The following is a 13,397-nucleotide window of genomic DNA, read 5'->3' on the forward strand; positions in this document are numbered from 1 at the left end:
TTCTTTAAAGCTGTCTTTGCTTTCTTTGTGCCTTTCACAGTAATGGTTGCTTTCTTATTAATGCCCTTGAACGCATTCTTACTGATGGTCTTAAGCTTTCCTGCTGTAACTGTGATCTTCTTCAGATTCTTACAACCGGAGAATGCTTCTTTACCGATCTTCGTTACATTACTTCCGATCGTGACCGTTGTCAGCTTCTTGTTACCCTTGAATGCTTTATCGGAAACCGCAGTTACTTTATAAGTAACACCTTTCACTTTTACCGTTGCAGGAATGGTCAGCTTCTTGGCTTTCTTATCAGTAAACTTCGTAATTGTAACAGTCGGATTCTTCTTCGAAGATGAAGTTACCTTTACCTGGAGCTTCTTAGATGAAATGGTAAGAGTTGTGCCTTTCTTCGCCGGAGTTCCAGACGCGGGTGTTGCGTTTTTTCCAATTAATTTGACTGGTATATTATTCTCTATGGCATATTTATGCACTGCGGAATTCTTATAACAGGAGATCGCAAGACTATCGCAGCCACGAAACACATCATAGTCTATGCTTGTTACACTTTTTGGAATCGTTATACTCTTTAAACCGCTACAGTCCCCAAATGCACCCAATCCTATACTGGTCACACTGTCTGGGATTGTTATACTTGTTAAACCACTACAACCCATAAATGCATACGCCTCTATACTGGTCACACCTTCCGGTAGCGTTATACTTTTTAAGCCTCTACAACCTGAAAATGCATTCCATCCTATACTTGTTACCTTCTTGCCTCCAATCTTTCCCGGAATCACAAGCTTTGTCTTATTCCCTGTATACCTGGTAATAGTAATTCCACTTTCATTTTCTTCATATGTTAGATTGCCATATGATTCTGCTTGCGATGTCATACCGATTCCTCCACACAGCAATACACACAGAACCAGTCCCAAGCCTGCATAGATCAGGCTTTTTATCTTCTTTTGTATCATTTTTCTTTCATCCTCCTTGCTCATTCCTTGCAAATTTCTACAGTATCTTTACTTATTATCGGTCGACCCGTCCTTTTACCTCTCACCTCTCATTGCGCTTCATATTTATTCATCAATATCCCTGCTCTATTTTTTCTAACCGGTACAGGCTGAAAAAACGGCATAAATATTATAAAAAAAAAAAAGAGTCGTCAATATGCCAGGGGAAATTAATAAAAATATTCTGCAAATATGCAAGTTATTACATCCAGACATGCTGTTTGTTACATCAACCGTTTTTTCATTCCTTTTTCTGGTATGGTTATGTTGTCGACAAAACAGGCGCCGGATATTACGAGGAATTAAATTTATGTACAATGAAAATGAAAAAAGAAACGTTACTGTCTCACAGAAAGGTAACGCTATACAGTCTGCCGCATTAAACATCCATCAGCTTTTCCCATCCCGGACCAAAGATGAATGTCTATTAGAATTAAAGAAGAATCCATCCGTTTACCGGACATATCTGAACTGGCCTGACAAATGGAAAAACCGTTTTCTGGAATTCATGGAAGGCAAGAAAAGTCTGCCATTGACCTATGATCCATTTTTCAAGAAACTGTTCAACCCGGATGTATACCCGGAACGGTTATCACAACTGATCAGCAGTATCATCGGCACAAAAGTAACCGTAAAATGTATCCTGTCAAATGAGGACAGCATGCTGCCATCAACCTCTCTCCTGCTTCTGGATATCATTGTTCAGTTAGAAGATGGTTCGATCGCAAATGTGGAGATCCAGAAGATCCCATACACCTTTCCGGGTGAGCGGATGTCCTGCTACTCTGCTGATCTTCTACTTCGCCAGTACACCAGAGTAAAAGGGGAAAGAGGAAGTATATTCACCTATCAGGATCTGAAAACCGTTTATACGATCGTGATGTTTGAAAACAGTCCAAAAGAATGTAAAGATCCCGAATTATCCGATATCTATCTGCATCATGGAAAGGCTGCATTTGATACCGGGATCAACTTCCATCTTCTGCAGGAATACTATATCGTTGCCCTTGACGTCTTCCAAAAAAGTAAGTATTCTAAAGATATCAACGAACTTAACGCATGGTTATCCCTGTTAACGGCAACTACTCTGGATGACCTTGCAACACTGATATCCGACTATCCGTGGATGGAAGCCATCTGCATGGATATGTCAGAATATCTGTATCACCCGGAGGAGGTTGTTACCATGTTTTCTGAAGCATTACGAAAATTGGATGAGAATACCGTCAATTACATGATCGATGAATTGAAAAAAGAACGGGATGAAGCGATTACTGCTTTATCTGAGAAAGATGCAGCTCTGTCTGAAAAGGATGCAGAGATTGCGGCGTTAAAGACTCAGCTGGCATCGTTAAATAAATAGCAGCTCTTACTCTCATAGAATATAACAAAAACCCCTGTCCATTTCCGAATCTATGATGGAATAGATTTGGAAATGGACAGGGGTTTTCCCTTTGCATGCTCTTCCATCCAGTAATACATGATTCACGATTACCAGCTTGTCTGAACGCTCCGTCTGCTTTACCACCATCCATAATGTATAACAGCCATCTGCTGTTATATATTCCTGCTCCGTTGTATCTTCCGTCTCTGCACAGACCTTCGTCACAGATCCCATACCACTGACAAAGCCTGCTCCGAACTGCCCTGCTGCCACGACCAAAGCCATAGCTACCGCCATCATTCGTAACCTTCTTTTTCCCATCTTCTCTCCTTCTTCTCCCTGTAACAAAAAACATCTAACTGTCTGATATAACAAACCGGAGAATACTTGTATAACAAATATTCTCCGATTCATAATACCAGAATTATTCCAACCTGTAAATTAGGCTCTGAGTTCGATGCCCAGCTTTCCTAATTCTTTTACAAGCTTCTCAATGATCTTATCGACTTCACCAGCCTCTAAGGTTCTGTCTTTTGCACGGAATGTCATCGTGTAAGCAACAGACTTCTTACCGGCTGCGATCTGCTCGCCTTCATATACATCAAAGAGCTTATAGCTTTCAAGCAGCTTGCCGCCGCATTTCTTTATCAGTTCTTCTACCTGTCCAACAAAGATTCCCTTGTCCATAACCATACTTAAGTCTCTGGTACTTCCAGGGAACTTTGCGATACCTTCATACTTGATATCGAAGGATGACAGTGCTACGACATTTGGCATATCGAGAACTGCTACATATACCTCACCCTTCAGGTTATAATTGTCACAGGTCTCCGGATGAAGCTGACCGAGATAACCAACAACGGTATCGTCCTTTACGATATTTGCCTGACGACCCGGATGCAAGAACGGATGCTCTGTTGTAGGAACATAGGTACAGATATTCTTCATACCAAGGTTATCGAATAACTCCTCGATCACACCCTTTAAGTTGAAGAAATCACCCTCGCCGTACATACCGATCGTGAGCTTCATACGTTCTTCCGGAAGCTCTGTCAGTGGAAGCTGCTTTGGAAGATATACATTTCCGAACTCGTACAGACGTGCAACCTTATTCTTACGATTGAAGTTCGTTGCAAGAGAAGTCAGCATACCATTTAAGGATACCGTTCTCATGATACTGAAATCCTCACCCAGCGGATTTGCGATCATGATCGCCTTTCTATAGACAGAATCAGCAGGAAGCAGTAATTTGTCAAATACCTTCGGGCTTTCAAATGAATAGCACATACCACCGGAGAATCCGTTTCCTTCCAAAATGTTTCTTGCAATGTCATAGATTCTATGGCTGTATGGCTTCTTACCTACGGTAGCTTCACCCTTTGGAAGTGACATCGGAATCTTATCATATCCATAGAAACGGGCAACTTCTTCTGCCAGATCTGCCATGCAGTTTAAATCCTGACGGAAGGTTGGAACAGTAAGTGTCTTTGCTGCTTCATCATATGTTAATTCCAGCTTACCGAATATATCAAGCATGATCTTTTCATCAATATCGGTACCAAGAAGCTTGTTGATCTTTTCAGGCTCAAACGGAAGCACCTTAGGCTGTACAGGATCCGGATATACATCAACCATACCGCCAACAACTTCACCTGCACCCATTTCTTCGATCAGCTGGCATGCACGGTTGATTGCTTCTTCTGCAAGATTTGGATCAAGTCCCTTTGTAAACTTGAATGCAGCATCTGTTGCAAGCCCGAGTCTTCTGGATGACAGACGGATATTGGTTCCATCGAAACAGGCTGCTTCAAATAATAAGGTCCGGATATCATCCGTTACCATGGAGTTCTCACCACCCATGATACCTGCGACACCAACTTCTTTTTCTCCGTCACAGATCATCAGAACATCCTTATCCAGCTTTCTTTCCTGACCATCAAGCGTCACAAATGTATCGCCATCCTTTGCGCGTCTGACAACGATCTTATTTCCTGCAATTGTGGACAGATCATACGCATGCATTGGTTGTCCATATTCTTCCATTACATAGTTTGTGATATCAACCAGATTGTTGATCGAACGGATTCCCTGTGAAGCAAGTCTCTCTCTCATCCATTTTGGTGATGGGCCGATCTTTAAGTTCTTTACAACTCTTGCGCAGTAACGCTTACACAGATCTGTGTCCTGAACTTCTACAGATACATAGTTATTTACATCTTCATCATTTCCTGTTTTCTTGATCACCGGTGGGTAGAATGGCTTGTCAAATGTAACAGCAGCCTCTCTTGCCATACCGATCATGGAAAAGCAGTCTACACGGTTTGATGTAATCTCATATTCTACAACAACATCATCCAGTCCCAGTGCCTTTACCGCATCATCACCCGGCTTTACATCTGCTTCCGCAGGGAATACATAGACACCGTTTTCCGGTGCTTCCGGATACAGTTCTCTGGATGATCCAAGCTCCTCAATCGCACACATCATACCATAAGATGGCACGCCACGAAGTTTTCCCTTCTTGATCTTGATTCCATCAGCAGGAAGCTCTCCGCCATCGTGTCCGCCTGCTACTTTACCGCCGTCAAGTACGGTAGGAACCAGATCTCCTTCTTTTACATTTGGTGCTCCGGTTACGATCTGAAGCAGCTCATCTGCTCCGATATCGACCTGACATACAACCAGTTTGTCAGCATCCGGGTGCTTTTCTATCTTAACGATCTTACCAACTACGATCTTTTCAAGATTCTTGTCTTTCTTCTCAAAACCTTCTACATGTGAACCGGAAAGTGTCATTGCATCGACAAATTCCTGTGCCTCTACGTCAAGATCAGGCACATATACTTTTATCCATGAAAGTGGTGTATTCATTTTTCTATCTCCTTTTCCTGTTTTTTAGAACTGCTGTAAGAAACGTACATCGTTTTCGTAAAGAAGACGCATATCGTCGATTTCGTATTTTAACAGTGCTACACGCTCCAGACCGATACCAAATGCAAATCCTGAATATTCCTCCGGATCAATGCCACAGTCATGAAGTACCTTCGGATGAACCATACCACAGCCAAGAATCTCGATCCAGCCACTGCCCTTACATACACGACAGCCCTTGCCGCCACATTTGAAACAGGTTACATCCATCTCTGCTGATGGCTCTGTGAATGGAAAATGATGTGGACGGAACTTAACCTTTGTGTTCTCACCAAAGAATTCCTTTGCCCACTGCTGTAAAGTTCCCTTTAAGTCAGCCATCGTAATGTTCTTATCAATAACCAGACCTTCTACCTGATGGAAGGATGGTGAATGTGTTGCATCTACTTCATCAGCTCTAAATACTCGTCCCGGTGAAAGAATACGGATCGGAAGGTTGCCCTTCTCCATGATTCTTGCCTGTACCGGAGATGTCTGTGTACGGAGCAGGATATCCTTTGTAATATAGAAGGTATCCTGTTCATCCTTTGCAGGATGATTTGCAGGGATATTTAATAATTCGAAATTATATTTATCATATTCAACTTCAGGGCCTTCTACGATCTCGTAGCCCATACCGATGAAGACACGTTCCAGATCTTCAAGAGCGATCTGATTCGGATGTCTGTGTCCATCGATTTTCTTGATTCCCGGAAGGGTAACGTCGATCGTTTCGCGCTTCATCTTCTCTGCACGAAGTGACTGATTGATCTTCTTTGACTTTTCCTCTAAGGCTGTCTCAATTGCCTGTCGTGCCTCATTTACCATCTGTCCAACCTTTGGTCGGTCTTCAGGTGCTACATCTTTCATACCCTTTAATACCTGGGTCAGTTCACCTTTTTTTCCGAGTACAGATACCTTTACATCATTTAAGGATGTCAGCACATCTGCTTCATTGATCTTGGCAAGTGCTGCTGCTTTGATTGCCTCTAATCTGTCTTTCATCTTTCATTCTCCTTATTTATATTTTCTCAATATTTGTGAATAAACATGCGGAATACTCCTACTTGGGATACACCCTCCTGCCTCCCGGCTCGATGATGTACACAAAAAAAGCCCCAGTCCACAAAGGGACGGAGCAACCGCGATACCACCCTGATTCTGACATCCGGTCTTCCCGGCGCTGTCAGCACTCATTCTATGTTATAACGGTCATAACCCGTTATCTCCTACTCTTCCGTTTAAAGAATTCTCAGAGATAAAACTCGGATGTGAAATTAAATGAAATATGGTGCTCAATCAGGCTTCCAGCCGATGACCCGATCTCTCTGTCAGACATATCCCATCTTTTGCATCTTCAACGTCTTCTCTTCCATCCACATCATAGGCAGGATGGTTAAAACTATATTTAAATATAGCACATTTTTAATATGTGTCAATAACTTTCTGCGATCACCCATTCAGATTTTTCTGTTGAATAGACAAGTTTTGCCTTCAGATTCCCATGCCGGTCAGATAACAGGATCTCAGAACTCACACCTGTTGCCGGATCTGAGGCAACGACTTTTCCATTTTCTGACAATGCAATCTGAAGCGGAATTCCACCATTCATATACAGGGTAATACTGCCCATTCCCATTGCTTGAAACATTTCAGAAAAATACTTTGATTTATCTGAAGAATTCGCCATGTCTGCGTAACCGGAAGCAGTTGCACAAATCAACTTTCCTGATCCTGAACCACCATCCGTTGAACCTTTATAAGTCACTGCACGGATCGCATAGCCATCTTCTTCCGCATCCACAACCATATTTACAACGGATTTCTCAATCTCTGATGCCGTATCAAGATATACCTGCAGTCTGGATTTTTTTACATATTTGATAAGTGCCGGTGCGAGTGCACCTGCAAGAATTGCCATGATCGCGATCACAATGATCAGCTCTACAAGTGAAAAACCTGAATTCTTCCATGTTCTTCTTTTCATATTAAACTTTCCTCCATTTATTGAACGATTTCCCCTCGTCTCATATACGCTTAGTATATTTCTCTCCTGTCGTTTTTTCAACTATTTTTTATAAAACTTTAATCTTTTTTAGTTCTTTTTTTATGAAGGTCTGTGTGGATTTTCCGGAATACAGACCGGATCTCATCACGGAAGAACAGATTCAGCTCTGCTCCCAAAAGCAGGATATACATACAGATATACAGCCAAAGCATTGCGATGACCATGCCTCCAAGATTGCCGTACATATAAGTATTGATTCCAAAATAAGTAAGATAGGATGAAAATGCCGCTGATAACAATACCCAGCAGACAGTTGTGAATACCGCCCCCGGTATTGCTGTCTTCAAACGCAGATGATTATCCGGCAGACGACAATAGATTAGTAAAATAACTGCAAATACCAGTACCGGCGCAGTTAACAGTCTGGAATAAAAGAAAATCTTCTCGGAATAATCCACCCAGTTTGTCTTTGCAAGAATATCTTCCATGATTGTATTGCCAAGAACGTATACACCGACCAGTGCGATCAGCATCACGCAGAATATCAGCGTATATAATGCATTTGTCAGTCTTCGTAATATATAATTCTTGGTATCCTTCGTCCGATCCATAAAATTGAGTCCTCGTTCGATCGCCATCGTTCCTTTTGCCGCCGACCAGACTGCTACGACTGCTGACACGATCATCGTCGTTCCAACCTGCGTACTGTAGATTTCATCGACCATAAAGCTGAGTGTCTCTGCCATCTTTCCCGGTATCATCTCCGCTACCAGCTCTATAAACTCCGCCTGTGTTACCGGAAGAAAACGAATACCGATCAGGAGCATCATTGCAAATGGAAAAAAAGAAAGCAGCAGAAAGAAAGCCGCCTGTGCCGCAAACGCAGACAACTGATTATCCTTGTTGATCCTCATTGCTCCCTGAACCATCCGTACAACTGTAAGATTCTGGATCCATTCGATTTTCTCTTTCACCCGGTTTACTTTATTCTTCATTTGTTTTATTTCCCGTTTCTCTCAATTTCTCAAGTTCTGTTCCATTATAATAATGAGACAGGATCTCCTCATATCCATATCCTGCTTCTGCCAGATCATTTGCCCCATTCTGGCTCATGCCGACTCCGTGACCAAAGCCGCCACCATGCAATTGATAATTTCCCTCTTTATCCTGCGTAATATAAAAATACGCGCTTGGCAGCAGATCAAAACCTGATGTTTCACTTCCATCCTGTTTCCGGATCACAACATCCGGCGAACAGAGAAGTTCACGTATCTCCATCTGTCCTTCAATCGTAACAGAACTCTGTTTCCCGTATAATACCATATTCCGGGCAATTCCGCTATTTCCTCTTTTCGTGACCCGGACTTTCTCAATCTCTCCGGTCTGATCTGTGATATCTGCACCCGCAAGTGTCTGTATCTGATCTGCCGTCAGCGTAACCTGCCAGCGGTAAAATGGTTCTTCTTTCTCAATACTGTTCACATAGACCGTCTGATCGATAAATGCACGGAATACCTCTTCCGTTGACAATCTGCCATCCCCTATCTGAAAATATCCATGATCGAGCATAACAGTTGCATCTCCTAACCGTTTCCGATCCGCCTCTGTATAAATCTCCAACTGATCATTCAGATAATCTAACTTCTCTCCACCCCAGACGTCATCATTCCGGCATGTCGTTCCACAGGAGGTTGAAAAGAAATATGCATTTACCACATCCCCGTCATTGGTCAGGATCTGTCCCTCGGTTTCCTGTACTGCATGAATCGTTTCCTCTGTTTCAAATACATTGTTATATACCTGACTGGCAGTTGTGTCATCCAGATCCGCCCCATATTCTTCAAATGCACCATCCTGGATCCTTCTAACTGCATAGCTTCTTGCACATACCGCCTGTGCCTTCAGCGCCTCTTTCTCATATGAGGAAGGCATCTCACTGGAAACAACCGCATACAGGTATTCCTCAAACGCCAGTTCGTTTACAATACAGTATTTATTTTCCTGTTTTTTTATCTGCAGCTTTCCCCGATAGGACGGTGCTCCTTCTGATTTATGAAGACTCTCTACTGTCAGTTTTCCCTGTTTTTCCGGAATGATCGTTAAGGAAACCGGATCTGCGTCCCCGGTAAGCTCTGCCAGATCAATCTCCGTTCCTTTCTTATAGCTTGTTTCTGTTTGCCCGCAGATAACACGAAGGTCCGAATCACTGCTCACCCGGACTTCTGACTGCCAGTAGCTTCCGTCATCGGACAACAGAACGCGAATCGTATCTGGCATGTTCTGCTCCGACAAAACAGGAAGCTCCGCTGTATGATCGGTCTGCATGGCTTCCCGTGCCTGTTTATCTGCCTGACTGTCCGACTCTTTTACAACACCGGCACCTGCTGAATCCCGAAGATTTGATAATATGGAAATATCGGTCTGCTTATATTCATCCGGTATTTCTTCTTTTTCTTTTATAGCATATTTTCCTGCATAAATGATCAAAACGACCAACAGGATCATCACACAAAAGGTTAAAAATTTTAAAAAATTTTTCATAAAATTCCAGTTCCTGTGACATAATTTATTTATACATGTGCTCTGCTGCACATATATATCGAAAGAAAAAGCAGCATCATAGATGCTGCTCTCTTTATCATTTGTTGAAAACTGAAATGCGTTCCTGCATTTTGAGTCCTAGCCAATGCTAGGTGGGCAACCGCAACTGAATCTCTGCCTTCCACGTTTGAAGAGGCCTGACATCGCAAACAGCAATATAGGAATCCCTTTTATTCAAATGTAGGTTCAAAATCGCAAGAAGCTTAGTACATCTCAGCTTTAACGTAATTATACTATAGGCATACTACTCATGCAAGCCCTAAAATTTGGTTATTGCCTTCATTTTTTCAAATAGAAGAATTGAAAAGGAATGGCACTCTGTAGTATAATATGTTGTAGGTATGATTTTTTTTATTGCATTTTATGCAGATCCAATCAATAATATGGCAGGTAATGAACTATGATCAAATCGATTCTGACAGTTGTTTTTGGCATATTACTTCTTCTTGCATTTATCGCTCTGATCGTCTGGTCTGTCCAGGTATCAAAGGAAAAAATGGCAAACAAACGAAGCCGCCGGACAACTGCTGTGAAAAAGAAATATGAAGAGGCACTGGAAGGTGACACAGAGGCCGATATGGGTTACTGGTATAACAAAGAGGATATGGAAGATGGCGATGCGATCACCCGTCTCCGCTGCGAACATCATTTCAACAAACTGGAAGAATGTATCAATGATCTGGTTGTGGAAATGTATGACTGCGGTCTGGTGCGAACCGAAGAGCTCTATATGATCGCATACGGAATTGAAGCCCTGACACCGGACTCTCCTGTATTCCATATAACAGGCGTATCCTCGGATGATGACGATGCTCCAGTCACCTCGCTTCCTCCGGTATCGACAGATGCACAGCGCAAGATCTATGAACGCTGGACCAGCTATGTAAATGCATTGCTGCAGCTTGTTGAGATCAGGACTTCAGAGGACAATAAAAAAGCGATCATTGACGGCCTTATGACCTACGGTCGTAAGAATCTGTTAACCCTGCTCTATAGTCCTGAATAAAAATATAGTAGAAGAATTAAGAATTAGAAAGACATATACATGGAACTTATAAAACCAACTTTATCGCAACTTGACATTTTAACTCCGTATCTGAGAGGTACCAGTATCAGAGACTGTGGTTTCTGTCCTGGAAATGCCATCTTATGGGCAGAGGAATACCATGTATCCTATACAATCCTCTCTGGTATGCTTGTATTTATATCAGAAGAAGGCGGAAAACCTTCTTCTTTTACGTTTCCGCTCGGCAAAGGCAAAGATTTTGTGAAAGATCTTCAGGATCCTGTCTATCTTCAGAATGCAAAAGCCGTATTTGAAGAAATCTGTGCCTGGTTTCAGTCAAAGGGTGTAACCCCCAGTGTCCACTGTGCGACACTGGAAATGTATGAAATCATCTCCGGCTGGTACGGCAAAAACTTCTCTTATACTCTGGATCCAGGTGATTTTGACTATATCTACACAGTAGAAAAGCTGACCGGTCTGCATGGAAAGAAGCTGCATGGCAAACGGAATCATATCAACAGCTTTCTGCGTAATTACCCGGATTATGAATACTATACAATCACAGATGAGCACATCGATGCCTGTCTTGCAGTCGCCAGATACTGGGTGGAAAAACACGATGTCCTGCAGCCGGATCTTGCAGAAGAACATGCTTATGAATATAATATCATCCGGAAAGCTCTTGCAAACAGGAAAAAACTTCAGATGACCGGAGGAATCATCTACGTCAATCACATCCCGTCTGCATTTACCTTAGGGGAACCGCTGACCGCAGATACCTTTGACGTACATTTTGAGAAAGCAGATGACAGTATTGACGGCATCTATCCTATGATCAATCAGTCATTTGTCACGCATGAGCTTCAGGCTTATACCTATGTAAACCGCGAAGAGGATCTCGGACTTCCCGGACTTCGTAAGTCTAAGATGTCCTACGTTCCGGATATCCTCTATAAAAAAGGAATCATTCAGTTAGCTGAAATCTGACAGCACTACTGAGTAATTGATAGAACAAAAGAATGGAGAGACAAAAATGAAAAAAGAAAATTGTATCGTAGCTCAATCCGGCGGTCCTACCGCTGCAATCAACGCTTCTTTAGCCGGTGTGATCGATGGAGTTCGAAAATCCGGTAGTTTTACAAGAATCTATGGTTCTTTGCATGGTATTACCGGTGTTCTGGAAAATAATATGATGGATATGTCACTGATGGCACTCTCCCATTTTCCTATGTTGAATACACTGGAGCTTACACCAGCCATGTATCTTGGCTCCTGTCGTTACAAGCTCCCGGATTATACCGAGGATCCCGCTCCATATAAGCAGATATTTGAACGTTTTGAAGAATATGGAATCAGTGCATTCTTCTATATCGGTGGAAATGACTCCATGGATACAGTTTTAAAGCTCAGCAACTATGCCAAATCCATCCAGTCAGATGTTAAGATCATCGGAGTACCAAAGACGATCGACAACGATCTGTTTGCAACCGACCATACACCGGGCTTTGGCTCTGCTGCCAAATATGTGGCTTCCACCGTATTAGAGATTGCACATGATGCTTATATCTATAAGATTCCGGCAGTTATCATCATCGAAATTATGGGTCGGGATGCCGGCTGGCTGACTGCATCTTCCGCTCTGGCCAGAACAACCTACAGTCAGGCTCCGGATCTGATCTATCTTCCGGAGGTTGCATTTTCAAAAGAACAGTTCTTAGCCGATGTTAAAGATAAACTTACAAAACAGAAAACGGTTATTGTTGCTGTTTCGGAGGGTATTCACGATGCTGACGGCAACTACATCAGCTCAGATTCTGCTGTTGCAGACAAATTCGGTCATGCACAGTTAAGCGGTGCCGGCAAGGCTCTGGAATATCTGGTTCGTGATGAAATCGGTGTTAAAGTACGTTCCATCGAGCTGAATGTATTACAGCGTTGTGCCGGTCATATTGCATCCAGAACCGATATTACAGAATCTTTTTCTCTTGGCCAGGCAGCAGTCAAATATGCTGCTGAAGGCAAGACCGGTATCATGGCTGCGATCGAACGAATCTCAAACGATCCGTATCAGTGGGTGATCAAATCCGCCGATGTTGCTGATATTGCAAACGAAGCAAAATCCGTTCCGGTTGAATGGATCAATGAAGCAGGAAATGATGTCACAGACGAAATGATCGACTATCTTCGTCCTCTGATCATCGGTGAGGTTTCATTACAGTATAAAGATGGACTTCCTGTATATCTTCCGGTCGATCACTTATTACATTAATTGCCTGTACATCAAAAAATACAATCAAAAATCCATGCGTCCGGTGAATTCATCAAGATAAACAATGCGCATGGATTTTTTTGTATAAAACGCACAACGTATGAAAATATGTCAAAAAAAACTTACTTTTAATTTGCAAATCGTTGTTTTTATGGTCATAATTTGTTCATAATTTATCGTTATTATATAGACAGTTCTTAATTCATAATTTTTTT

At 42.4% G+C, this 13,397-nt stretch carries 11 protein-coding genes; 4 read left to right on the top strand and 7 right to left on the bottom strand.

The genetic code is table 11. The features are described from left to right. A partial coding sequence (locus tag DWW85_RS11755) for a leucine-rich repeat domain-containing protein (RefSeq protein ID WP_147340909.1) occupies positions 1-965 on the bottom strand: 965 nt, incomplete at its 3' end. Between the two features lie 349 nt (positions 966-1,314). On the opposite strand from DWW85_RS11755, the gene DWW85_RS11760 reads away from it, so the two are divergent. Then, on the top strand, positions 1,315-2,367 hold the full coding sequence (locus DWW85_RS11760) for a PD-(D/E)XK nuclease family transposase (protein WP_117808745.1): 1,053 nt from the start codon (positions 1,315-1,317) through the stop codon (positions 2,365-2,367). Between the two features lie 12 nt (positions 2,368-2,379). Here DWW85_RS11760 and DWW85_RS11765 read toward each other — a convergent pair whose 3' ends face one another. From DWW85_RS11765 to DWW85_RS11790, 6 genes are all read right to left on the bottom strand, one after another. Then, the gene (locus DWW85_RS11765) at positions 2,380-2,709 is read right to left on the bottom strand and encodes a hypothetical protein (RefSeq protein WP_117808746.1); all 330 of its coding nucleotides are present in this window, start codon (positions 2,707-2,709) and stop codon (positions 2,380-2,382) included. Positions 2,710-2,829: 120 nt separating this feature from the next. Then, on the bottom strand, positions 2,830-5,259 hold the full coding sequence (gene pheT / locus DWW85_RS11770) for a phenylalanine--tRNA ligase subunit beta (protein WP_117808747.1): 2,430 nt from the start codon (positions 5,257-5,259) through the stop codon (positions 2,830-2,832). Positions 5,260-5,283: 24 nt separating this feature from the next. Beyond that, positions 5,284-6,303, bottom strand: coding sequence for a phenylalanine--tRNA ligase subunit alpha (pheS, locus tag DWW85_RS11775; RefSeq protein WP_117808748.1), 1,020 nt, complete (start codon positions 6,301-6,303; stop codon positions 5,284-5,286). 430 nt (positions 6,304-6,733) lie between these two features. Beyond that, positions 6,734-7,285 carry a type II secretion system protein gene (locus tag DWW85_RS13015; RefSeq protein ID WP_242996199.1) on the bottom strand — a complete coding sequence of 184 codons (552 nt, stop codon included), beginning with the start codon at positions 7,283-7,285 and terminating at the stop codon, positions 6,734-6,736. A gap of 98 nt (positions 7,286-7,383) precedes the next feature. Beyond that, complete coding sequence (locus DWW85_RS11785) at positions 7,384-8,301, bottom strand: YihY/virulence factor BrkB family protein (protein ID WP_117808749.1); 918 nt, start codon at positions 8,299-8,301, stop codon at positions 7,384-7,386. Then, positions 8,291-9,847, bottom strand: a complete 1,557-nt coding sequence (locus tag DWW85_RS11790; protein WP_117808750.1) for a SpoIID/LytB domain-containing protein — start codon at positions 9,845-9,847, stop codon at positions 8,291-8,293. Before DWW85_RS11790 ends, DWW85_RS11785 begins: the two co-directional genes overlap by 11 nt. A 460-nt stretch (positions 9,848-10,307) precedes the next feature. On the opposite strand from DWW85_RS11790, the gene DWW85_RS11795 reads away from it, so the two are divergent. The 3 genes from DWW85_RS11795 to DWW85_RS11805 are packed head-to-tail and all read left to right on the top strand — an operon-like array spanning position 10,308 to position 13,182. After that, complete coding sequence (locus DWW85_RS11795; protein WP_021944722.1) at positions 10,308-10,913, top strand: hypothetical protein; 606 nt, start codon at positions 10,308-10,310, stop codon at positions 10,911-10,913. A 39-nt stretch (positions 10,914-10,952) separates the two neighbouring features. Further along, positions 10,953-11,900: a phosphatidylglycerol lysyltransferase domain-containing protein gene (locus tag DWW85_RS11800; protein WP_117808751.1), complete on the top strand. Its 948-nt coding sequence runs from the start codon at positions 10,953-10,955 to the stop codon at positions 11,898-11,900. A gap of 46 nt (positions 11,901-11,946) precedes the next feature. Next, positions 11,947-13,182 (top strand): 6-phosphofructokinase, encoded by a 1,236-nt coding sequence (locus DWW85_RS11805; protein WP_021944724.1) that lies wholly within the window; start codon positions 11,947-11,949, stop codon positions 13,180-13,182. Positions 13,183-13,397 lie beyond the last annotated feature (215 nt).

Source organism: Clostridium sp. AF17-21AC (assembly GCF_003461365.1).
Classification (GTDB): Bacteria; Bacillota; Clostridia; order Lachnospirales; family Lachnospiraceae; genus Coprococcus; species Coprococcus ammoniilyticus.